Here is a 21,914-nt window from a genome sequence, read left to right on the forward strand (position 1 = left end):
GACCGCGTGGGCGGCGAGGTTAAGGCATTGAATTCAACATGTAAGTACTTGATACCTGGTCTGGAAAAAGGATTGCAACTTCTTCTCTTGCTCGCACAGCAGCACCGCGAGCTCACGTTTGCCGAAATCCTACGCTTAGTCGATATGCCTAAAGCCACGGCTTATCGCGCGATACAAACCTTGGTACATTTGGATTTCCTTGTCCAACACCCGAGAACAGGGGCATTTTCACTTGGTCGCAAAGTACTTAGCCTTGGTCTCGGTTATATCGCCTCTCTTGATTTAACCCAATTAGGCCAACCGATTATTGAACATTTGCGAGACCGAAGCCAGTGCAATAGCCATCTTGTAATTCGCGATGGCCGAGACATTATTTACATCGCTCGCGTCAGCGGTGCGGAATCAAAAATTAACCATGTCAGCGTCGGCACACGCTTATTAGCTCATCGAACATCTTTAGGGCGAATGCTATTAAGCGGGCTTTCTTCTACAGAATTTGATGCTCTTTACCCTGATGAAGAGCTACCTGATAACGCGGGCAGCAAACACGAATTCTGGAACATGATCCAAGCTGACAAACTGCGGGGTTATGTTATCGGTGAATCATTTTATCGCCGTGGCATCTCCTCCATTGTTTATCCTGTTTACAACCAAGACAACGGGGTCGAAGCGGCAATCAGTATCATGGTTCCCATGGACAGCATCCCTGTGCAGGAGCGCCAATATTTGCAAAATGAAGTGCGCAGTGCAGCACAAAAGCTAACTGAATTTATTGGCGGCATCATCCCAGCCAAAGTGATTTAGCGTTAGCGAAAAACTTACCCATTTTTCGGTTTATTGCCATAAGCCTCGGCTTTCCTTTGCCCAAAAAACGTATCAGGCAATAACACCAACCTACAGAGGATTAAGCTATGTCAGTGATTGGAATAGAAAAATTAGAATTTGGCGTTGAAGACCTTAAAGCCTGCCAAAAATTTTTACATGACTTTGGCTTACATGTTTCTAACAATAATCCAAACGTGTTTACCACTCTATCAGGCGCCGAGCTGGCATTATTCCCCCTTGATGATGCTTCCCTTCCTGCACCTTTTGAAACGGGATCAACCTTAAGGCGCATTACATGGGGCGTTGAGAACCTCACTAACCTAAATCAAATTATTGATAATATTCAGGAATGTGATGGATTTGAGCGAACATCTTCTGGCGCACAATGCCGCGATCCTAATGGCATGACTGTCGCTTTTTGCCTTTCACAACAAAAAGACGTCCAACTCGACGTCACAGGTATCAATCAATGGGGAGACATTCGCCGCATTGATGAACCTAGCCCAATTTATGAAAAAGCTACACCTATTAACGTGGGTCATGTTGTTTTCTTTGTTGATAACCTCCTTGAAACAGAAGCATTTTATTGCCAAAAGCTAGGTTTCCAAGTTTCGGATCGCTACATCGATCGCGCCGTTTTCCTACGCGCTCAAATTAATGGCTGCCACCATAATTTGTTCTTACTCAAGTTACCGCATCGCGGCAGTGGCTTGAACCACGTTGCCTTTACTGTTCGGGATATTCACGAGGTGATTGGTGGGGGCTTAGCTATGAACCGCCATCATTGGAGTACCTTTATTGGTCCAGGTCGCCACCCGATTTCGTCCGCTTATTTTTGGTACGTCAATAGCCCAACGGGCGGCGCATTCGAATACTACACCAACGACGACTACCTCACGGAAAAATGGCAGCCAAGGGAACTGGAACACTCACTGGTTTCATTTACCGAATGGGCGGTTGAAGGTGGCTTAGATTATGAAACACGCCGCCAAGTTAAACCCGCCAAGGAGTCATAAGATGAGCACTCTAATTCAAGGCGGTATTGTCATTATTGGCGGTGGCCAAGCTGGTGGCTGGGCTGCAAAAACGCTCAGAGAACAAGGCTATCAAGGCACTATTTCGGTGATCAGTGATGAAAACCACGATTTTTACGAACGTCCTCCACTGTCAAAAGCAGTTCTCACGCAAGAAGACGCTGTTTTATCGCGTTTATTTAGTGAAGATGATACCCGAGCATTGAACCTGCAGTGGTTTCGACCCATTCGAGCCGAGCGAATTGATGCGCAAGCTAAGTGTGTTTATCTCAATGATGGGCGGTTAGTTAGCTTTGATAAACTGCTTATTGCAACAGGTGGCCGTCCTCGTTATCTATCAAAAGCATGGCAACAACACCCTAACGTATTTGCCCTACGCTCATGGGATGATGCCCAAGCACTACGCTCCAGCCTCTTATCCGCAAAAAAAATTGCCATCATTGGCGGTGGATGGATTGGCTTAGAAGTCGCAGCTTCTGCACGGGAAATGGGTCTTGATGTGACGATTTTTGAACGCCAAAACCGTCTGTGTGAGCGCAGTGTTCCGCAAAGTGTCTCCGACGCATTAGCGCAGCGCCATCATGAGGCTGGCGTACAGGTCATTACAGATTGTGGCGATATTCAATTGGTTGATGACAACGACGCTTTACAAATCGGTTGTCAAAAATACCCAACTCAGTCCTTTGACCTTGCCGTTATGGGGATTGGTGTTGAGCTCAACCTTGAGCTCGCAAAAGATGCGGGGTTAACGGTCACACATGGCATCGTGATCGACGCTCAAGGGCAAACCTCCCACCCTGACATCTACGCCGCGGGGGACGTTGCATGCCACCCAACACTTTCTTTATGTTTGCAATCTTGGGCTTATGCGCAAAACCAAGCCATCACCACAGCAAAAGCGATGCTTAACCCGCAATCCGCAGGGTTTAATGAACCCGCTTGGCTTTGGTCTGATCAATACCAAGACAACATACAAATTTTAGGAGTCCCGAGCACACAGACTCTGCAACACATCCAACGCCACAGCGAAAATTCAGAGGTTCACTTTGCATTAAATGAAGCTAACGAATTGGTTCAAATGGTGGCGTTTAATGATGCTCGCGCGATCAAACTGGGTAAACGTTGGTTGCAAAGCCAGCGTAAATTGGTTCCCTCAGAGCTTGCCGACCCCACATTTTCACTAATGTCACTTAAATAGTGCCAGCGAGGAAAAAACATGGCAAATCAAAGTATCACGATACCCGCCAATGAAAATGCACAAAGTACGCAGGATACACCAGAAAAAGTGAACTGGCTGATCCCAATCGGCCTATTTTCCTGCGTTTTACTGGCATTTTTCGACAAAATTAGCATCGCTGCACTGTTTTCAGACGAAAAGTTCCAACAAGCGCTGGGGATCGATTTTGATCCCACTCGTTTAGGCTTATTGATGAGCGCTTTCTTATTCGCGTATGGCGTTTCATCCATGTTACTGAGTGGGATTGGTGACCGCTTTCACCCCACAAAAATGTTGTTATTTATGATCAGCAGTTGGTGCTTCTTAATGATCTTTATGGGATTTACCCACCATTATGGCACCATGGTTTTCCTACGCGTATTACTCGGCATAGCCGAAGGGCCATTGTTAGCCATCGCCTATGCCATTATCCGCCGCACCTTCCCGCCCAAAATGCAGGCTCGAGCCACGATGCTCTGGTTGCTGGGCACTCCGCTAGGTGCAGCACTAGGTTTCCCTATTTCGTTGTATCTATTAAATAATTTTGGCTGGCAAAGCACCTTCTTCGTCATGGCAGCCTTTACCGTGCCCGTGTGGTGGTTGGTGGTCTTCGGAATTCGCCACCCAAATTTGGTCAATCGGAGTGCTCAGTTAAAAACAGCATCAGGGGAAAAACGACCTGAAGAACAAATTGCAGAAATGAAAGCTCATAAAAAACGCCTATTTCAAAATAGCCATTTTTGGATTATCTGCATATTCAACATTGCGTTTTTAGTCTATCTCTGGGGCATGAATGGCTGGTTACCAAGCTACTTAATTAAAGGGAAATCCATTCACTTGGAACACGCAGGGATCCTCTCTTCCCTCCCATTCATTGCCATGCTGTTTGGTGAAGCAATTGGCGCGTGGCTTTCTGACCGCTACGACCGCAGAGCCTTAGTGTGTTTTATCTCGTTGTTGGGTGCCGTGCTTGGTTTGGCGGGCGTGCTGTTCCTCACTGAGACCTACAGCATCATTTTAATGATGGCATTCAGCATGTTTATGTGGGGAGCTGGTGCTCCTAACATTTTCGCATTACTCGCTAAAGCAACACAAAAACAAGTCAGTGCCCTTGCTGGTGGGATATTCAATGGCCTTGGAAACCTTGCTGGCGCTGCCGCACCGCTATTAATGGGTGTGTTGATTACCGTTACCCACACTATGGATAGTGGGCTGTTATTTATCGTCATTATTGGTTTAGTGGGTAGCTTGTTATTGCTCCCCTTACTGAAAAAATACTAAACACTGCCTTTTTAGGAGATAACGCCATGTCACAACCTCAAATCAAACCACAAGGGATCCCAATGGCACAGTGGATTGAATCCCGAGTAGCCCGCCTTGAAGGGCGCAAATACGATTGGAACGCATTGAAATTCCAAGCCGATTACGACCCGAAATATCGCCGCGCACAAATGCGTTATATCGGCACTGGCGCAACAGGAGTCGCAAGCGATGTAAATACTGTTCCTGCAGAAAACTTCACCTTTTCCACCATGGTCTTACCCGCTAAGTGTGAAGGGCCGCTGCACTTGCACCCTGACGTTGAAGAAGTTTTTTTCATGCTAAAAGGCACCATCACGCTGTTTATCAAAGACGGTGATGAAGAATATGAAACGGTATTAAAAGAACGTGATTTGATTTCTGTCCCTGCGGGAATTTACCGCGGCTTATTCAATCACGGGGAAGAGGAGGCCTTAATGTGTGTGATGATTGGGACACAAAAACCCGCTATCCCAACATACCCAGAAGACCACCCACTATCAAAAGTGAAACGCGGATAACAGGAGTAATCAGTGATGAATCTGCCAATTGAAAATTTACCCGAGTTACAGCTTGCCAACTTTGGTCAATATCGCCTTAATTGGCGGGAGGCAGGCCAAGGTGAACCAGTGATCCTCCTCCATGGTATCAGTTCAGGATCGGCCTCATGGATTTCTCAACTGACGGCGTCATCACTGACTCATCACTATCATCTCTATTGTTGGGATGCACCTGGCTATATGAATAGCCTTGAATTGACGACAAAAACACCTGTAGCACTGGATTACGCCGATGCGTTAGAAGCCTTTCTTGATGGACTGGGTTTACAGCAAGTGACCCTCGTTGGCCACTCGCTGGGGGCTTTAATGGCCTGTGCTTTTGCCTCTTTACATCCTCAGCGCGTCAATGGCTTATTTCTCGCTAACCCCGCACAAGGTTATGGAACAAAAAGCCTTGAAGAACGCAACCGCGTGTATGACCAAAGGCACGATATTGTGTTTAGCTCAGGCATCGAGGCTTATGCACAAAACCGCGCGGCAGCCTTACTTGCACCCACTGCTTCACAAGAAAAAATCGAGTGGGTGCAGCAAAATATGAGAAAACTCAACCCACCAGGTTTTTTATCCGCCGCTTGGATGCTGGCTCATGACGATATCAGCCTGTATTTAAAGGCCTATACTGGTGCGCTCGAAATGCTAGTTGGTGAAGAGGACACCATCACTCCGCCTTCGCAAGTCAGCCGATTAGCGCAGCAGAAGCAGTGTCCGCTGTTTTATGTTCCACAAGCGGGTCATGCGAGCTACCTTGACCAACCCGCTGAATTTAACCAGCACCTAACTCACTTTCTATCGGCCGCTTTGCAAAGGAAAAACGCATGAATTTACAATTAGATAACCGAGTGGCTGTCGTGACTGGCGGAAGCTCTGGCATTGGCTTTGCGACCGTCAAATTATTACTCGACGAAGGGTGCAAAGTGGCCTTTTGTGGTCGAAATAAAGATAAATTACAGGCTGCAACAACAAAATTAATGGCCTTATACCCACAAGGAAATTTTACCGCTGTAATCTGCGATGTATTAGATAAAACCCAAACAGAGGCCTTTGCTGAACAAGTTCGCCAGCAATATGGGCACGTTGATTTACTGATTAACAACGCAGGTCAAGGTTATGTCGCCAGCTTTTCAGATACCCCTGAAGAAGCTTGGCTACATGAAGCCCAACTGAAATTATTTGGGGTGATAAACCCAGTGAATGCATTCTTACCACTCTTAGAACAGTCCAATATCGCATCAATTACCTGCGTGAATTCATTGCTAGCATTGCAACCTGAGCCACACATGGTCGCAACCTCCGCTGCAAGAGCCGCATTATTAAACATGACACTGAATTTATCTAAGACATTGTTACCTAAAGGTATCCGTGTCAATTCCATCTTACTTGGCATGGTGGAATCAGACCAATGGCGACGCCGTTTCGAAAATCGCAGCGATACTGACCTCACATGGGAACAATGGATAGGCAACATCGCCAAAAACCGCGGCATTCCCATGCAGCGCTTGGGTAAACCTGAAGAACCTGCTCGTGCACTGGTTTTCTTAGCATCCCCGATGGCGTCGTTTACCTCAGGTGCCGCTTTGGATGTCTCTGGTGGCTTTGCCCATCAAATTTAAAGGATTGAAATATGAAAACGTTAATGCTAATTGGCTATGGCGCGATGGCAGAAGAGGTGATTACTCGCTTACCTCGTGGAATAACGCTGCGCTGGATTGTGGCACGCGCGCATCACCACGAAGCTATTCTTAAGCGCTTTCATGGGGAAGTCACCCCGATTGAGGATATCAACCAAGTTAATGAAAAACCCTCTCTTGTGTTGGAATGTGCCAGCCATCAAGCCGTTAAACAGTACGCCCCCCTCGTTTTACAAAAGGGCTGGCGACTAGCAATTATTTCAACGGGTGCACTCGCTGACACCACAACGGCACAACATTTAACCGCGTTAGCCAAACAACATCATGGGCAATTAATTCCGCTAACCGGAGCAATTGCAGGGCTTGATGGGCTGCGTGCAGCGAAAGAGGCCAATATTACGCAGGTAACTTATCAATCACGCAAAAGCCCAGCGAGTTGGCGTAATGGCCCCGCCGAACAATTTATCGACTTATCCCAAGTAACTGAAGCAACTGTATTTTTTACGGGTAGTGCTCGGGAGGCCGCACTTAACTTCCCAGCGAATGCCAATGTTGCTGCAACCGTTGCCCTTTACGGAATCGGTATGGATGACACACAAGTACAGTTAATTGTTGACCCAAACACGAGAAAAAATACCCATCGCATTGAAGTACAAGGTGATTTTGGGCAATTTTGCATCGAACTCAATGGCAACCCACTTCCCTCTAACCCTAAAACATCCATGTTGTCAGCACTGAGTGCGGTGGCGATTTGCCGCCATGTTGCTGAACAGGATGCCATTTGACGGAGTACATCATGAATAAAATGGATATTTTTGTCGGCGGAAAATGGCAATTGGGCCGTGGCAAAGAGATGCAATCGCGTTTTCCTGGCGACAACCATATTGTCGCAACCCTAAATAGCGCTAGCCTTGAAGATGTCGAGGATGCGATTGTAGCCGCAGAAGCCGCATGGCGAGAGCCTTCATGGCGAAATATGCCCGCCCACCAGCGTGCGGCTATTTTATATAAAGTCAGCACCTTAATTGACGAACAGCGCGAAGAATTAACCCACTTACAAACATTAGATAACGGGAAACCCTGGGCTGAAGCCCGTGGCCTTGTGATAAGTGCAGCGGCTACCGCACGTTATTTTGCTGCGGTTTGTGAAGTGTTGGGTGGAGAGCTTCCCCCTCGCCGCCAGACGGATATCATGACAATAAGTACTTACCAACCTATTGGCGTTATTGCAGCGATCACGCCGTGGAACTCACCGATTGCCAGTGATATGCAAAAAATTGCCCCTGCAATTGCCGCAGGAAACGCCGTTATTTTGAAACCTGCGGAGGCAACGCCACTAATTTCGTTAAAACTCGCTGAAATCTTTGAGCAAGCGGGCTTACCTAGCGGCTTGTTAAGCGTACTGCCTGGAAAAGGCTCAATTATCGGGGATGCCCTCGTACGCCACCCTTTAGTACGAAAAATATCCTTCACAGGGGGCACCAATACAGGGCGACAACTGGCGCATATTGCGGCAGATAAACTGATCACCACCTCGTTAGAATTAGGCGGAAAATCCCCGACGATCGTGTTATCCGATGCCGACCTTGACCTTGCTGCTCACGGTGTTTGCTACGGCATTTTTAGTTCGATGGGGCAAGCGTGCATTGCAGGTTCACGTTTATTTGTCGCCCGTGATATCTACGATAAATTTATGGAAAAACTCACCGTATTAACCCAAAACCTAATTATCGGTGACCCTCGCCAAGAACGCGTACACATTGGCCCATTAATTTCCCCTGCTCACCGCGATAGCGTTCAGGCGTACGTTGATCTGGCCATTCAAGAAGGTGGAGAAATTCGTCTTGGCGGGAAAATCCCTTCAGACCCAGCCCTGCAATCGGGGAACTATTATTGCCCCACCATTATTGAAGGCTTAAATAACCAAACACGTGTTTGCCAAGAAGAAATCTTTGGCCCTGTTTTGGTTGTTATCCCCTTTGATAACGAAGATGAACTCATTCAAGAAGCCAATGACTCCGTGTATGGCCTCGCGGCAGGGATTTGGACGCGTGATTATACCCGCGCCTTTAAACTTGCTGATGCTCTTGAAACAGGCACCGTTTGGATCAACACCTACAAAGTTTTTTCTATTTCAACCCCATTTGGTGGCTTCAAGGAAAGTGGTCTTGGTCGCGAAAAAGGTATCGAAAGCCTCAAGGCCTATATGCAACAAAAAAGTCTGTTTCTGGCACTTAACCCACAACCAAACCGTTGGTGTGAATAACCAATCCGTTAAAGGATTATTCAAGCATTTAGGAGAATATAATGTCTGACATGATTACGGTTGGCGAAGCCGTCGCCAGAACATTAGAGCAATACCAAGTCACCACGGTTTACGGTGTCATTTCGATTCATAATTTACCCATTGCTGATGCAATTGGCCGCCGCGGGATCATCGACTTTACCCCAAGCCGTGGCGAAGCGGGCGCGGTGACAATGGCTGATGCCCATAGCCGTTTTCGCGGGTTAGGTGTGGCATTAACCAGTACAGGAGCGGGCGCAGGGAATGCCGTTGGTTCAATGATTGAAGCGATGAATGCGTGTTCACCGATGATCCATATTACGGGTCAGGTGGAAAAAGCCTATTTAGATATGGATGCAGGGTTTATCCATGAAACCCTGGATCAACTCAGCTTCCTGCGAGCAAGTTCCAAGCAAGCTTTTCGCGTACACAGTGCAGAGCAAGCGATCTCCGTCTTACACAAAGCTATCCAAGTCGCTCAAACTGTGCCTTGCGGCCCCGTATCTATTGAAATCCCAATCGATATTCAAAGTGCTCAAGTGCCTATTTCCGTATTAAGCCCCCCCGTTGTTCCCTCGGTATTGCCTGCATGCAACGCATCTCACGTCGACACTATTTGGGAGAAACTTCAACAAGCCAAACAGCCATTATTGTGGATTGGCGCAGGGGCATTACAAGCCACTGATGCCGTAAAACGTTTAGCAAATCAAGGTATTGCCGTGATTAGTAGTACCCACGGACGCGGGATTCTGCCCGATGACCACCCTTTTAGCTTACGCGCCTTTCATAATGCAGATTCCATCGATGCCTTAATGCGCAGCTGTGATTTGTCCTTAGTAGTTGGTTCCCGTTTGCGCAGCAATGAAACCAAAACATGGTCATTGCCCTTACCGCGCCCGCTGATCCAACTTGATATTGACCCTCAAGCTGCCAATCGAAATTATATTGCTGATATCAATATTACTGGCGATGCTAAAGCCTTACTGGAAGCACTGGCAGACAAAATGGAGCTCGCCAAGCGCCCTGTTTCTGATTCTTGGAAAAAACAGGTACAAGACGCCGTTCAGCAAGCTGAGCAACAACTACGTGAACAATGCGGTGCTTATAGTGGCCTCAGTGATGCTGTCGAACAAGTTCTACCAAAAGACGGTATTTTTGTGCGCGATATTACGGTCTCAGGGAGCTTATGGGGCAGTCGGTTATTAAAAGCCACTGAGCCAATGCACAATATTCACTCCCTTGCTGGCGCAATTGGCTTGGGTCTCGCAATGTCGATTGGCAGCGCAAAAGCCAACCCAGACACCTCGGTTATTGGCCTTGTCGGTGATGGCGGTTTGATGTTAGGGATTGGCGAACTGGCCACCATGGCACAAGAACAACTTCCTATCGTATTGATTATTATGAATGATAATGGATATGGCGTGATGCGAGGCATTCAGGAAAAATATTTCTCAGGTAGGCAATATTACAATGAATTACTGACGCCTTCATTCAATCAATTAGCTCAATCGATGGGTATTACTGCATTTACCATCGACAAAGCCACTGATTTTAAACCCACTCTCCAGCAAGCTATTGATTTAAAAAAACCTGTCGTGGTCGAGGTTCTCATGGATAAAATCGGCAAAATGAATTTCTCAGGCCCACCACAGAAAAAGTTGTTTTAATTGATTTAGACCCAACCAGAGCAGCTAAAGGCTGCTCTTTTTGTTTGTATGCCAACTCATCAGATACAAAAAAGCCACTTACTAAGAAGTGGCTTAATGCGCTGATTTAACAGCTAAAATTTGGTGGCCCCTACTGGACTTGAACCAGTGACCAATCGATTATGAGTCGACTGCTCTAACCAACTGAGCTAAGGGGCCAAAGTGGGATGGATTATACGTGCAGTTTTATCGTAGGTCTAGTATTTCAAAACCGTATGGCGAAATTGTGTGCAAAACCGTTATCACACTTATATTTCAACGTAATAGCATTCCCCAAACATATCAATCGAACCATGATATTCCTTTTTTTTGCGCCACTGCCAATTTTTATTAAACTGGCTTTTATATATTTTATTTATATTTAGCACTGTTTTATATCAAATTCACTCTATAAATGGCCACATAAAGGCAATCAATTTTATTAAACATCCTTTATTCAATTAATTGATATAGAACAATAATTTTATACCTTAGATCTCTCAATATGATTCATAGATAATTCGCATATAGGACAAAAATGATGAAAAAAGTACGTGCAGTTCAATATGGTTGCGGAAAAATGGGCAAATTTTTAATCCGTTACTTGCAAGAGCATGGCGCTGAAGTTGTCGCGGCTTTTGATATCAACGATGCGGTCATTGGCAAAGATATCGGCGAAATTGCAGGTACTAAGCCGACAGGTGTAAAAGTTCAGCCTCTCCATGAAGCAGATGAGGCCCTTGAAACCTTAAAACCTGATGTCGGAATTATTGCAACCCTCAGTACCATGGCTGACTTAGAAGACGCATTCTCATTGTTCGCTCGTCACGGCGTTAACGCAATCTCTACGGGTGAAGAAGCGCTTTATCCTTGGAATTCATCCCCAGAGATCACTCAAAAACTTGATGCATTAGCTAAAGCAAATAATTGTACTTTAGCGGGAAGCGGCTATCCAGATATGTATTGGGGTGTGTTAATTGATACACTGGCAGGATCAATGCACAAACTGGTGAAAATAAAAGGTTCTAGCTGTTATAACGTAGAAGATTACGGGATAGCATTAGCAGTCGGCCACGGTGCAGGGCTCACCGTCGATGAATTTAACCAACAAATTGGTAATTACAATGACTTGCCTTATGACGTCATTTCCCAAAAAATTGAGAGTGGAGAATATGCACCACCTTACATGTGGACACAAAATGGCTGGCTATGCAGTCGCCTTGGTTTAACCATCATCAGCCAAACACAGCGCTGCGTTCCACAAATCGCACAAGCCGATATTTATTCTGACACACTGAAAATGACGGTGAAAAAAGGTGATGTCCTTGGATTATCCGCAGTTGTCATCACACAAACGGCCGAAGGTGTGACCCTCGAAACTGAATGTATTGGTAAAATTTTAACTGCTGATGAGTGTGACAAAAATAGCTGGCAATTAATCGGTGAACCAGATACTGCCATCGAGGTGAATAACCCAGCAACGGTTGAGCTAACCTGTGCGAATTTGGTTAACCGTATCCCAGCGCTGATTAATAGTCCCGCGGGCTATACCACCACGGAAAAAATGCCAAATAATGTCTATATGACTAAACCGATGCATGAATACTTATAGTTAAACGGTAAAGCCCACTTCGACATGTACGAATGAAGTGGGCTTTTTACTCACAAGCGACTTAGCGCGGTTTTACCATCTGCCATTCTAAATGGTGTTTAATGGCAGGCCATTCAGATGCAATAATGCTGTAAACACAGCTATCACGCAGTTCACCCGTTTTGGTTCTCATATGACTACGCAAAATACCATCCAGTTTTGCGCCTAGACGCTCAATGGCTTTACGGCTCTGATGATTTAAAAAATGAGTGCGAAACTCCACCGCAACGCACCCTAACTCTTCAAAGGCATGCTTTAACAATAAGTATTTAGCCTCTGTATTAATTGCAGTGCGCTGAACCTCAACACCGTACCACGTTGCTCCCAGTTCAACCCGTTGCACGGCATTATCCACTTTATTATACGACGTGATGCCAACAGGTTTCCCCGTGCGTTTGTCGATAACCACAAATGGCAAACACTCTTTTTGTGCAAAACGTACAAGACGGCTTTCAACATCTTGAGGGAAATTATCAGGATCGGGAACTAAGGCATACCATAAATTATGCAGCCCATCACGACGGATAATCGCCGCAAGTTCTGCATCATATTGATGAGATAAAGGCTCAAGGCGAACACATTCACCTTCTAAAGTAATAGCTTGGCAAATCTCTTTCATCATGGTTTCCCTATGTGGCTTTTTTGCGATGTGTTTCTACTTTTTTAATCTTTTTATATGACATAAAAATAAAAGGACGTCACTTAACTGTGTTGACTTAGCAATTTAACCTAAAACATATGATAAAAATCACAAAATTTTAACATCTTTACCAATTTACGAGATCATTACGCTACAGTTAACTCATCTGATCTGTTAAATAAATCCCGAATGGGAGCATCATATGAGCAATTTTCCACACCTTTTTACCCCCCTTGATTTGGGGCATACGGTTCTTAAAAATCGGATATTAATGGGCTCTATGCATACTGGGCTCGAAGAACATCCAGAGGGTAGCGAGCGCCTTGCCCATTTTTATCGTTTACGTGCTGAAAATGGTGTCAGTCTGATTATTACAGGAGGCATCGCACCTAACCCTGCAGGTGCGCTAACCGCCCATGGTGCTGTATTGAATAACTCAGCTCAGCTGCCATTTCATCGCACAATTACCGATGCAGTACACCAAGCGGATGGCAAAATCGCCCTACAAATATTACATGCAGGTCGATATGGATTACACCCATTATTAGTGGCTCCAAGTGCTATTCAAGCCGAAATTATTCCATTTGCACCTAGAGCGCTTTCAGAGGATGAGGTTCAAAATACCATTGATGATTTCGTGAATACCGCAAAATTAGCCCAACAAGCAGGCTATGATGGTGTCGAAGTGATGGGCTCTGAAGGGTATTTAATTAATCAATTCATTGCAAAACGCACAAATCATAGAACTGATGAATGGGGTGGCAGCTACGTAAATCGTATTCGTTTTCCTATTGAAATTGTACGGCGCATTCGTGAAGCTGTTGGGGCTAACTTTATTATTATATATCGACTTTCGATGTTAGATTTAGTGGAGGACGGTTCAACGTGGGAAGAAATAGAATACCTTGCTAACGAAATTGAAAAAGCAGGTGCATGTATGATCAATACGGGTATTGGTTGGCATGAAGCCCGCGTCCCAACCATCGCAACACAAGTCCCTCGCCACGCATTCAGTTGGGTCACCCAAAAATTAATGGGCAAAGTGAATATTCCATTGATTACCACAAACCGTATCAATGACCCATTTGTTGCCGAACAAATTCTAGCTAATGGGCAAGCAAATATGGTGTCAATGGCCCGTCCATTCCTTGCAGATGAAGCTTTTGTCCGTAAAGCCGCCGAAAACCGTGCTGACGAAATCAATACCTGCATCGGCTGCAATCAAGCTTGCCTTGATTTGATTTTTAGTGGAAAGCTTGCCAGTTGCCTAGTTAACCCCCAAGCTGTCAGGGAAATGGATTATCCCAATGAAAAAGCAGCTAAAAGTAAGTCTGTTGCAATTGTTGGTGCAGGCCCTGCAGGGCTTTCATGTGCCATTTATGCGGCCAAACGCGGTCATAAAGTGACTTTATTTGAAAAATCGAACCAGATTGGCGGGCAATTTAATTTAGCCAAACAAATTCCTGGCAAAGAAGAGTTCCATGAAACCATCCGCTATTTTTGCCGCCAATTACAGCTGCTAAATGTAGATGTTCGCCTTGAGCAATACGCTGATGCACAAAGCCTCTCAGGGTTTGACGAAGTCATTATTGCCACTGGCGTCACTCCACGTAAAATTCAGCTAGAAGGCGTTGAGCATCACAAAGTGGTTTCCTATATTGACGTTATCACCCACCAGAAAACAGTTGGTAAAAATGTGGCCATTATTGGTGCTGGGGGAATTGGTTTTGACGTAGCAGAACTCTTAACGCAAGAAGGTAAAAGTAGCAGCCTAGATACTTCACTGTTTAATCAAGAGTGGAACATTGACCCAACTATTCATTCAACAGGGGGAATTTACCCGAAGAATAAAAATACCGTAGGGTCGCCTCGCCAGCTCTATTTATTGCAACGAAAAAATAGCAAGGTAGGGGCAGGACTAGGAAAAACAACGGGTTGGGTTCACCGATTGTCACTGATGAAGCGCGGTGTAAAAATGCTCAATGGCGTGGAATACATGCGTGTTGACGATGAGGGGTTGCATATTCGTTATCAAGATAAAACGCAGTGTTTGCCTGTCGATAACGTGGTGTTATGTGCCGGGCAAGAGCCTTATCGCCCATTAAAAATTCAGCTCGCTGAACATGGAATTGATGCCCATGTCATTGGTGGAGCAGATGTGGCCGCAGAGCTGGATGCGCGTAGGGCTATCGAACAAGGCATGAAAATCGCTTATCAGCTTTAACTCTCCCTCCCCCTTTTCCCTCTTGGTTGAATGTATTGAGCAAGAGGGAAAATTTAATACCTATCTCAAAGACCCAGTGCTATTTATATGTTTACCTCACTTTAACGCCACCAATTGTTATGTTATAACATATCCTTCGCATTCTAAATTACTGAGGCTCTATGTCATTGACTACCGAAACACTCACCACCCCACTCGCAGATGCACAACTACAAAGTGATACTCACAGCCAAATAGGGCTTGATTGGGTGGGTATGACAGGGATTGCCTTACCCATCGAGTTAGCAGGTCGCCCTGTTAATGCAAATGTCGATATTGGGATTAATTTCCAAGGGCAAAAAGGCATTCATATGTCTCGTCTTTACCAATCCCTAGATGCACTTACCCAAAGTGAATTAACTTGTGATTTGCTAAGGCAAACGTTAGAACAGGCGTTGTCTTCTCATATTCAAACATCCTCTAAAGCTTATCTTCGTATTTATGGTGATATATTGCTATCTCGCCGCTCTTTAGTCTCTAATCAGTTTGGTTGGAAGTCTTATCCTATTGAAATAGATGTTAATTTTAAAAATTCATTCCCTATTATGTTAAAGGTTGGCGTGCCTTATTCTTCTACCTGCCCCAGTTCAACCGCGCTTTGTGCCCAAGTGATGCAACAGCAATTTGCACTGGATTTTGATAACCAAGCGCCCCTATTACCGCAAGCTCAAGTCCTTGATTGGCTGGTTAAGCAAGGCTTGCCTGCAACACCTCATAGCCAAAGAAGCTGGGCGTGGGTTACTGTAACCTTAAACGTCGAGGGGAAAGAACTGCCCGTTATTGAATTGATAAACCGCATCGAAAACATCCTTCTCACACCTGTTCAAACCGTGGTGAAACGCAGTGATGAGCAAGCATTTGCCATCACTAATGGGCAAAACTTAATGTTCTGTGAAGATGCGGCAAGAAGGTTAATCAATGCGTTTAGTCACCAATGCCAATTTGACGAAGTTACCGTTGAAATAGACCACCAAGAAAGTTTGCATGCACACAATGCAGCTGCACGCACAAGCTGGAAACGAGGTGACCATGCTGCGTAAAAACCCATCAGGCCATGTGCCTGTTGTTTCTGAAAAGGCTTACATTGACCCAACAGCGATTATTTGTGGCAAAGTCATTATTGAAGATTACGTGTATGTGGGGCCTTATGCGGTGATCCGCGCAGATGAACTGAATGAAGACGGAGATATGTCACCCATAGTGATAGGCTCGCACTCAAATATTCAAGATGGCGTAGTGATCCACTCCAAGAGTGGTGCTGGCGTACATATCGGGTCACACACGTCTATCGCTCATCGTGCCATTGTCCATGGGCCTTGCGAGATTGCACAGCGAGTTTTTATCGGCTTCAATAGCGTTTTATTTAATTGTGTGATTGGCGAAAACTGTGTAATCCGCTACAACGCGGTGGTTGACGGCCTAACACTTCCCCCTGCTCGCTATATTCCCTCTTGTGTACATGTTAACGGGCACAGTGATTTATCGGGTTTCAAACAAGTTGATCGCGCTTCATTGCAATTTTCGGAGGAAGTCGCGGCAACCAATGTTCAGTTAGTTGAAGGCTATCGCCGATTACGTAATGAATTTTAATTCAAAAACAAAAAAGGCAGAATATCTATTCTGCCTTCTCGTTTATCACATAAAACTATTAGTCGTTATGGGAGAACTGAGCCTCTGAATTTGCGAGTTTTTCATCTTCTGCCAAACAAACTGCTGCCGTAAATAAAACATCAGTGGAAGAGTTTACTGCAGTTTCCGCTGAATCTTGCAGTACACCAATCATCACACCAACAGCAACGACTTGCATCGCAACATCATTTGGAATACCAAACATATTACACGCTAATGGGATCAATAATAATGAACCACCCGCGACACCTGATGCACCACAAGCACACACTGCAGCCACGACACTTAACAATAATGCAGTCGGGATATCCACTGGAATACCTTTGGTGTAAACCGCAGCTAACGTCAGAACAGTAATCGTTACCGCAGCCCCTGCCATATTAATGGCTGCGCCTAATGGAATAGAAACAGAATAAGTGTCTTCATGGAGATTCATGCGACGGCACATTGCCATGTTCACAGGAATATTCGCTGCTGAGCTACGAGTAAAGAATGCGGTAACACCACTTTCACGTAAACACGCGAACACTAATGGATAGGGATTACGCTTTAATTTCCAATATACAATCAACGGGTTGACAACTAAAGCGACAATAATCATACAGCCTAATAAAACAGCTAATACATGGAAATAGCCTTTTAACGCTTCAAAACCCGTTGTCGCAATTGTTGATGACACTAAACCAAAAATACCTAATGGTGCCAATCTAATAATGACTCGAACTAATTGAGTCACACCATTAGAGAAATCAAGTAACAGTGTTTTTGTCGTATCCGTTGCATGTCGAAATGCAATACCTAAACCGATAGCCCACGCTAAGATACCGATATAGTTACCATTAATCAGCGCATCAACGGGGTTAGTAAATACATTGTTTAATAGGCCACTTAAAACTTCAGCAATGTTTCCTGGTGGATTCATTTCTGTTTCACTGCCCGCCAAGGCAAGTGTTGATGGGAATATAAATGAGGCAATTACCGCCACTAATGCAGCGAAGAATGTCCCTAAAATATACAGAACCAAAATCGGTTTAATACTGGTTTTTTGCCCTTGACGATGGTTAGCAATGGAAGACATTACCAATACCCACACCAAGACTGGTGCAACCGCTTTTAACGCGCTCACGAATAAATGACCTAACAGCCCTACGTTTTTTGCTGCCGATGGCCATAACCATGCCAATAAAATACCTGCAACTAAGCCAACCAATATTTGCTTGACCAAGCTACCGTGAGTGATCACTCGCCATAACCCTGTTTTATTTGTATCCATAGTAGACCTATATTATTTATCTTTATTAGGAATTAAATGTGTTTGCAGAGCCAGTATAAGGAATAAATACCTTGTGAAAAGGCTATTATTCAAAATATACACAATGATTGATTTTACTTAACAAATATTTTACATAACTGTGATCGCAATAGAGTTTTGTTTCTTATAGTAGAATGGCATAAAGAAGAATGGTTGAGTCTTTTCAGAGGGTTAAAACAAAAATCCCCTACCTCATCGGTAAGGGATTTAAATTTTGAAGGGAATTATTTGCTTTTTGCTTCGTTACGTTTGTTAACAATTGTATTAATGATTAATGTTACCACCAATATTGCGGCAATCGTTCCCAACGAAATCGGCGTTGGAATATGGTAGATGTCAATAAGCAGCATTTTTATACCAATAAAGCTTAAAATTACCGCTAAGCCATATTTTAACATTGAGAACTTCTCTGCGACCCCTGACAGCAAGAAATACATCGCACGTAACCCTAAAATAGCAAACAAGTTAGACGTTAAAACAATAAACGGGTCAGTGGTAACTGCGAAAATAGCAGGAATACTATCCACTGCAAATATGACGTCGCTGATTTCAACTAAGATCAACACTAAAATCAGTGGCGTTGCAAACAACACGCCATTACGTTTAATAAAGAATTTTTCGCCATGCAGCTCATCCGTCATCCGAAGATGTGAACGCACCCACTTCACTAACGGTTTATCATTAATTGGCGAGTCATCTTCTTTGGCAAAAGCCATTTTAAGCCCCGTAAACAGTAAAAATAGGCCGAAGATATATAAAATCCAACTAAACTGTGTAACCAACCAGCTACCAGCAAAAATCATGATAGTTCTTAATACGATAGCGCCCAAAACACCATAAACTAAGACTCGGCGCTGTAAACTGGCTGGAATGGCGAAATAGCTAAATAACATCAACCAAACAAAAACGTTATCCACTGCCAAGGCTTTTTCTAACAAGTAACCCGTTAAAAATGCCATCGTTTGGCTATCAGCAAATTCACGGCTTACATTATCATTGAGATACCACCAAAAACCTGCCGCAAAAATTAGCGAAAGCGTGACCCACACAATACTCCAAGCTGCAGCTTGCTTCATCGACATGGCTTGGCCTTTGTGTTTACCCTGCCAAAACAAATCGATAAGTAACATAAGTAAAATAATAACTGCAAAACTACCCCATAAAACAGGGTTACCGACTGAGTGCATTTTCCTATCCCTTAAAAAACAAAAAACGGCTGATATCCAGAAGACATCAGCCGCTTAAAATTCTTTAACCTCAAGGAGTTATCTATTGGTTGTAAATTATGAGCAAACCTCGCCTTCTGGCAAGGTCTCACTTACAACACAATTAACCCAAGGACAGGCACTGTGGTGCTCGGCTACCGGGTGTAATGTGTACACCGTAATGACGATAAACCGACAAGAAGAAGTTACTCCCCTTTGCTATGCGCAAAATATACGGTAAATAATCTTAAAATGCAATAATTAGCTATCTTAGATTTAACGATGTTTTTTTGTGTTAAAAAACAAATTAACTTCAAATTTTTGCATTTTATAGCGAGAAACCTCTACTAACGTGCGTTTCTAGCCAGTTTCCCTTGTTACAATTGGTATGATTAATTGTAAAAATACGGCTCAACTTAAATGAATTCTAAAAATATGCTTAAAATTTGCTGTTTAGTTATTTTCTGTTTTGTTAAAGTGGGCGTGCTTTACACTAACAGCCTGAGGAAACAACGCTTTCACTCAGGTATTCACTTAATCCATTTCTCCCTGCCCAACAACAAGTTTGTTGCTGTTATTGCCGTTTAGGAAACATTAATGGAATTAGTTAAAGAACTTTTTTTTGCCCTTTGGCACCAAGATTATGTCACGCTCTCTAACCCATCATTGATGTGGGCTATCTACCTTATGCTGTTTGCTATCCTGTTTCTTGAAAATGGGGTTTTACCCGCAGCCTTTTTGCCTGGTGATAGCTTATTGATTTTAGTGGGTGTTCTGATTGCGAAAGGCACCTTGAGCTACCCTCTAACCATCGTGATTTTAACAGCAGGCGCAAGCTTAGGTTGCTGGGTAGGTTATATACAAGGTCGCTGGCTAGGAAATACAAAGATAGTCAAAGGCTGGCTCGCACATCTCCCTGAACATTATCACCAACGGGCTCATGGCTTATTCCACCGCCATGGTCTTGCTGCTCTGTTAATAGGTCGTTTTCTCGCCTTCGTAAGAACATTACTGCCGACCATTGCAGGTTTAGCAGGCTTGAAAAATGCTCGCTTCCAAGTGTTTAACTGGTTGAGTGGCTTATTGTGGGTGCTTATTTTAACCGCTATAGGTTATGGTTTTGGTAAAAGCCCGATTTTCCAGCAATATGAACATCGTATTATGAATGTATTGATGTTAATCCCTGTTTGTCTGTTAGTTATCGGTTTAGTCGGCAGTATTGCTGTCGTTGTAAAGAAAAAACTGTCAGGCAAAAAAGCAAACTAATTCAATTTGCGGGGGCGTTTTGCTTCCCCGCATTTTCACTTTTACTCATTTTTACTTTTCTGTTTATTCTCTGTAAAAAACTTCATTAATCTACTGATTAAACCGCTATTTTTTAGAATACTCTATTTGTCATTTTTTGTTTATTACACATAACAATTCCGAATATTTGATTGCACTTAGTGTAAAAATCGCTATTGTTAATACTACGAATGCGCTTTTTCTATTGATAGGAGGTTGTATATGTCATCGAATCATTCATCAGACGAACTACGTGCGGAGCTCCGTGCTTTAGCCGATTCTCTGGAAGCGATGCTTAGTGATACCGGCGAAAAATCGAAAGAAGAGATCGAAAGCTTAAAATCAAAAGCACAAGAAGCACTGTGCTCATCTCGCGCAAAACTCGGTCAAACCACCGAAAGGATCACCGAGCAAACCAAAGAAATTGCGGGGCGCGCAGATAACTACGTAAAAGAAAACCCATGGACAGGCGTCGGTATTGGCGCAGCAGTGGGTGTTGTTCTTGGCGTGTTACTCGCTAAACGTTAATTGCTTATGGAACCAAACCAGCAACGCCAGGGCCCCGGTAAAGGGGTCCTTGAAACTTTACGGCGCATTGCCAATATTTCAGTGGGTATGGTGCAAACGCGTCTAGAGTTAATCGCCGTTGAGCTAGAAGAAGAAAAGCTCAACCTTATCCAACTTCTTTTATTGGTTGGTTTAACGCTACTCTTCACCGCATTTGGTTTGATGTGCTTACTCGGCTTAATTTTTTGGTCTGTTGACCCAATTTACCGTTACCAAGCACTGGCGATGACAACAGGTGCATTAATCCTGCTTGCCATTATTTTTGCCATTTGGGCGTTAAAAAAGGCAAAACAATCAACCTTACTAGGTGCAACACGGGAGCAACTCGCTCAAGATGCCAACGCGTTAGCGAGAAAGGATGATGAACAAAAATAAGCAGCAATTACTGGTAGCCAAAAAGCAGCGCTTAATTAGAAGAATTGAGCGCCAACGCCAAGAGTTGGCTGAAACGTCCTCTGACTGGCTACACACTACCGCACCTTATGACCGTGCTTGGCAAACGCTCATGACCTTTCGCCCTTTAGTCATTGCCGCCACAGGCTTGCTCTCTGTCTACTCCCTTCGCAAACCACAAAAAATTCTATTATTAGGTCGAAAAGCCATCACTATTTGGGGCTTAGTTCGTTCAATTCAAAGCGCAATTCAAACCAGCAAAAAATAACCGCCCCTCCATCTGAGAATAATTCATTATTATTCAATAGGATAAATAACATATCTTTCTAGTTTTTATTTCCCCAATAAGTTCATTCAATTTTTTTGTCTATCTTTGTTAATAACCTTAGCTTTTTATTGAATGAGCAAATAGCTACTATAAGCCCATCAAATGATTTCT

Annotated in this window: 21 protein-coding genes and 1 tRNA gene; 18 read left to right on the forward strand and 4 right to left on the reverse strand. The window is 44.2% G+C overall.

Features of this window, described 5'->3' with window-relative positions; all coding sequences use genetic code 11:
* Positions 1 to 27: 27 nt before the first annotated feature.
* From AABS66_RS17020 to AABS66_RS17065, 10 genes are all read left to right on the forward strand, one after another.
* Positions 28 to 804: an IclR family transcriptional regulator gene (locus tag AABS66_RS17020; RefSeq protein WP_206083622.1), complete on the forward strand. Its 777-nt coding sequence runs from the start codon at positions 28 to 30 to the stop codon at positions 802 to 804.
* Positions 805 to 911: 107 nt separating this feature from the next.
* Positions 912 to 1,841 (forward strand): VOC family protein, encoded by a 930-nt coding sequence (locus tag AABS66_RS17025; protein WP_272539271.1) that lies wholly within the window; start codon positions 912 to 914, stop codon positions 1,839 to 1,841.
* A 1-nt stretch (position 1,842) separates the two neighbouring features.
* Positions 1,843 to 3,057 carry an NAD(P)/FAD-dependent oxidoreductase gene (locus AABS66_RS17030; RefSeq protein WP_404461278.1) on the forward strand — a complete coding sequence of 405 codons (1,215 nt, stop codon included), beginning with the start codon at positions 1,843 to 1,845 and terminating at the stop codon, positions 3,055 to 3,057.
* An 18-nt stretch (positions 3,058 to 3,075) separates the two neighbouring features.
* Positions 3,076 to 4,356: an MFS transporter gene (locus AABS66_RS17035; protein ID WP_206083619.1), complete on the forward strand. Its 1,281-nt coding sequence runs from the start codon at positions 3,076 to 3,078 to the stop codon at positions 4,354 to 4,356.
* A gap of 26 nt (positions 4,357 to 4,382) precedes the next feature.
* Entirely contained in the window at positions 4,383 to 4,895 is a 513-nt protein-coding gene (locus AABS66_RS17040; RefSeq protein ID WP_206083618.1) for a cupin domain-containing protein, read from the forward strand.
* Positions 4,896 to 4,910: 15 nt separating this feature from the next.
* Positions 4,911 to 5,753: an alpha/beta fold hydrolase gene (locus AABS66_RS17045; protein ID WP_430225214.1), complete on the forward strand. Its 843-nt coding sequence runs from the start codon at positions 4,911 to 4,913 to the stop codon at positions 5,751 to 5,753.
* Positions 5,750 to 6,544: an SDR family oxidoreductase gene (locus AABS66_RS17050; protein ID WP_206083614.1), complete on the forward strand. Its 795-nt coding sequence runs from the start codon at positions 5,750 to 5,752 to the stop codon at positions 6,542 to 6,544. The genes AABS66_RS17045 and AABS66_RS17050 overlap by 4 nt, the downstream gene beginning before the upstream one ends.
* 11 nt (positions 6,545 to 6,555) lie before the next feature.
* Positions 6,556 to 7,347: an aspartate dehydrogenase gene (locus AABS66_RS17055; RefSeq protein WP_206083613.1), complete on the forward strand. Its 792-nt coding sequence runs from the start codon at positions 6,556 to 6,558 to the stop codon at positions 7,345 to 7,347.
* Positions 7,348 to 7,358: 11 nt separating this feature from the next.
* Complete coding sequence (locus AABS66_RS17060; RefSeq protein ID WP_430225207.1) at positions 7,359 to 8,828, forward strand: aldehyde dehydrogenase; 1,470 nt, start codon at positions 7,359 to 7,361, stop codon at positions 8,826 to 8,828.
* A 41-nt stretch (positions 8,829 to 8,869) separates the two neighbouring features.
* A complete protein-coding gene (locus AABS66_RS17065) occupies positions 8,870 to 10,513 on the forward strand; it encodes a thiamine pyrophosphate-binding protein (RefSeq protein ID WP_430225208.1) in 1,644 nt (547 codons plus the stop codon).
* Positions 10,514 to 10,634: 121 nt separating this feature from the next.
* On the opposite strand, the gene AABS66_RS17070 is transcribed toward AABS66_RS17065, so the two are convergent.
* A tRNA-Ile gene (locus AABS66_RS17070) sits at positions 10,635 to 10,711 on the reverse strand.
* A gap of 358 nt (positions 10,712 to 11,069) precedes the next feature.
* Here AABS66_RS17070 and AABS66_RS17075 point away from each other — a divergent pair.
* Complete coding sequence (locus AABS66_RS17075) at positions 11,070 to 12,143, forward strand: NAD(P)H-dependent amine dehydrogenase family protein (RefSeq protein ID WP_430225209.1); 1,074 nt, start codon at positions 11,070 to 11,072, stop codon at positions 12,141 to 12,143.
* Positions 12,144 to 12,204: 61 nt separating this feature from the next.
* Here the strand turns inward: AABS66_RS17075 and AABS66_RS17080 are convergent, their stop codons facing one another.
* Positions 12,205 to 12,801 (reverse strand): GNAT family N-acetyltransferase, encoded by a 597-nt coding sequence (locus AABS66_RS17080; protein WP_206083803.1) that lies wholly within the window; start codon positions 12,799 to 12,801, stop codon positions 12,205 to 12,207.
* Positions 12,802 to 13,024: 223 nt separating this feature from the next.
* On the opposite strand from AABS66_RS17080, the gene AABS66_RS17085 reads away from it, so the two are divergent.
* The 3 genes from AABS66_RS17085 to AABS66_RS17095 all read left to right on the forward strand — a co-directional run bounded on the left by AABS66_RS17085 (position 13,025) and on the right by AABS66_RS17095 (position 16,675).
* Complete coding sequence (locus AABS66_RS17085; RefSeq protein WP_206083609.1) at positions 13,025 to 15,046, forward strand: NADPH-dependent 2,4-dienoyl-CoA reductase; 2,022 nt, start codon at positions 13,025 to 13,027, stop codon at positions 15,044 to 15,046.
* A 161-nt stretch (positions 15,047 to 15,207) separates the two neighbouring features.
* Positions 15,208 to 16,125 (forward strand): GTP cyclohydrolase FolE2, encoded by a 918-nt coding sequence (folE2, locus tag AABS66_RS17090; protein WP_404461288.1) that lies wholly within the window; start codon positions 15,208 to 15,210, stop codon positions 16,123 to 16,125.
* The gene (locus AABS66_RS17095) at positions 16,115 to 16,675 is read left to right on the forward strand and encodes a carbonate dehydratase (protein WP_206083802.1); all 561 of its coding nucleotides are present in this window, start codon (positions 16,115 to 16,117) and stop codon (positions 16,673 to 16,675) included. Before folE2 ends, AABS66_RS17095 begins: the two co-directional genes overlap by 11 nt.
* 58 nt (positions 16,676 to 16,733) lie before the next feature.
* Here the strand turns inward: AABS66_RS17095 and sstT are convergent, their stop codons facing one another.
* Together sstT and AABS66_RS17105 are read right to left on the reverse strand one after the other, a co-directional pair.
* Positions 16,734 to 17,987 carry a serine/threonine transporter SstT gene (gene sstT, locus AABS66_RS17100; protein ID WP_206083607.1) on the reverse strand — a complete coding sequence of 418 codons (1,254 nt, stop codon included), beginning with the start codon at positions 17,985 to 17,987 and terminating at the stop codon, positions 16,734 to 16,736.
* A 263-nt stretch (positions 17,988 to 18,250) separates the two neighbouring features.
* A complete protein-coding gene (locus AABS66_RS17105; RefSeq protein WP_206083590.1) occupies positions 18,251 to 19,213 on the reverse strand; it encodes a TerC family protein in 963 nt (320 codons plus the stop codon).
* 615 nt (positions 19,214 to 19,828) lie between these two features.
* Between AABS66_RS17105 and AABS66_RS17110 the strand changes: the two genes are divergently transcribed.
* The 4 genes from AABS66_RS17110 (at position 19,829) to AABS66_RS17125 (ending at position 21,743) form a co-directional block, all read left to right on the forward strand.
* Positions 19,829 to 20,497 carry a DedA family protein gene (locus tag AABS66_RS17110; protein WP_206083589.1) on the forward strand — a complete coding sequence of 223 codons (669 nt, stop codon included), beginning with the start codon at positions 19,829 to 19,831 and terminating at the stop codon, positions 20,495 to 20,497.
* 240 nt (positions 20,498 to 20,737) lie between these two features.
* Entirely contained in the window at positions 20,738 to 21,043 is a 306-nt protein-coding gene (locus tag AABS66_RS17115) for a DUF883 family protein (RefSeq protein ID WP_206083588.1), read from the forward strand.
* Positions 21,044 to 21,049: 6 nt separating this feature from the next.
* Positions 21,050 to 21,457 carry a phage holin family protein gene (locus AABS66_RS17120; protein ID WP_206083587.1) on the forward strand — a complete coding sequence of 136 codons (408 nt, stop codon included), beginning with the start codon at positions 21,050 to 21,052 and terminating at the stop codon, positions 21,455 to 21,457.
* Positions 21,441 to 21,743, forward strand: coding sequence for a YqjK-like family protein (locus tag AABS66_RS17125; RefSeq protein WP_430225211.1), 303 nt, complete (start codon positions 21,441 to 21,443; stop codon positions 21,741 to 21,743). Before AABS66_RS17120 ends, AABS66_RS17125 begins: the two co-directional genes overlap by 17 nt.
* Positions 21,744 to 21,914 lie beyond the last annotated feature (171 nt).

Origin of the sequence: Providencia sp. SP181 (genome assembly GCF_050446505.1) — a bacterium.
GTDB lineage: Bacteria > Pseudomonadota > Gammaproteobacteria > Enterobacterales > Enterobacteriaceae > Providencia > Providencia vermicola.

What these genes read in the sequence shown, in the direction of transcription:
- AABS66_RS17080 (WP_206083803.1), bottom strand. Translation starts at nt 12,801, where the DNA reads ATGAAAGAGATTTGCCAAGCTATTACTTTAGAAGGTGAATGTGTTCGC.
- AABS66_RS17060 (WP_430225207.1), top strand. Translation starts at nt 7,359, where the DNA reads ATGAATAAAATGGATATTTTTGTCGGCGGAAAATGGCAATTGGGCCGT.
- AABS66_RS17065 (WP_430225208.1), top strand. Translation starts at nt 8,870, where the DNA reads ATGTCTGACATGATTACGGTTGGCGAAGCCGTCGCCAGAACATTAGAG.
- AABS66_RS17055 (WP_206083613.1), top strand. Translation starts at nt 6,556, where the DNA reads ATGAAAACGTTAATGCTAATTGGCTATGGCGCGATGGCAGAAGAGGTG.
- AABS66_RS17050 (WP_206083614.1), top strand. Translation starts at nt 5,750, where the DNA reads ATGAATTTACAATTAGATAACCGAGTGGCTGTCGTGACTGGCGGAAGC.
- AABS66_RS17040 (WP_206083618.1), top strand. Translation starts at nt 4,383, where the DNA reads ATGTCACAACCTCAAATCAAACCACAAGGGATCCCAATGGCACAGTGG.
- AABS66_RS17105 (WP_206083590.1), bottom strand. Translation starts at nt 19,213, where the DNA reads ATGCACTCAGTCGGTAACCCTGTTTTATGGGGTAGTTTTGCAGTTATT.
- AABS66_RS17085 (WP_206083609.1), top strand. Translation starts at nt 13,025, where the DNA reads ATGAGCAATTTTCCACACCTTTTTACCCCCCTTGATTTGGGGCATACG.
- AABS66_RS17045 (WP_430225214.1), top strand. Translation starts at nt 4,911, where the DNA reads ATGAATCTGCCAATTGAAAATTTACCCGAGTTACAGCTTGCCAACTTT.
- AABS66_RS17110 (WP_206083589.1), top strand. Translation starts at nt 19,829, where the DNA reads ATGGAATTAGTTAAAGAACTTTTTTTTGCCCTTTGGCACCAAGATTAT.
- AABS66_RS17030 (WP_404461278.1), top strand. Translation starts at nt 1,843, where the DNA reads ATGAGCACTCTAATTCAAGGCGGTATTGTCATTATTGGCGGTGGCCAA.
- AABS66_RS17095 (WP_206083802.1), top strand. Translation starts at nt 16,115, where the DNA reads ATGCTGCGTAAAAACCCATCAGGCCATGTGCCTGTTGTTTCTGAAAAG.
- AABS66_RS17120 (WP_206083587.1), top strand. Translation starts at nt 21,050, where the DNA reads ATGGAACCAAACCAGCAACGCCAGGGCCCCGGTAAAGGGGTCCTTGAA.
- folE2 (WP_404461288.1), top strand. Translation starts at nt 15,208, where the DNA reads ATGTCATTGACTACCGAAACACTCACCACCCCACTCGCAGATGCACAA.
- AABS66_RS17125 (WP_430225211.1), top strand. Translation starts at nt 21,441, where the DNA reads ATGATGAACAAAAATAAGCAGCAATTACTGGTAGCCAAAAAGCAGCGC.
- AABS66_RS17035 (WP_206083619.1), top strand. Translation starts at nt 3,076, where the DNA reads ATGGCAAATCAAAGTATCACGATACCCGCCAATGAAAATGCACAAAGT.
- AABS66_RS17115 (WP_206083588.1), top strand. Translation starts at nt 20,738, where the DNA reads ATGTCATCGAATCATTCATCAGACGAACTACGTGCGGAGCTCCGTGCT.
- sstT (WP_206083607.1), bottom strand. Translation starts at nt 17,987, where the DNA reads ATGGATACAAATAAAACAGGGTTATGGCGAGTGATCACTCACGGTAGC.
- AABS66_RS17025 (WP_272539271.1), top strand. Translation starts at nt 912, where the DNA reads ATGTCAGTGATTGGAATAGAAAAATTAGAATTTGGCGTTGAAGACCTT.
- AABS66_RS17075 (WP_430225209.1), top strand. Translation starts at nt 11,070, where the DNA reads ATGATGAAAAAAGTACGTGCAGTTCAATATGGTTGCGGAAAAATGGGC.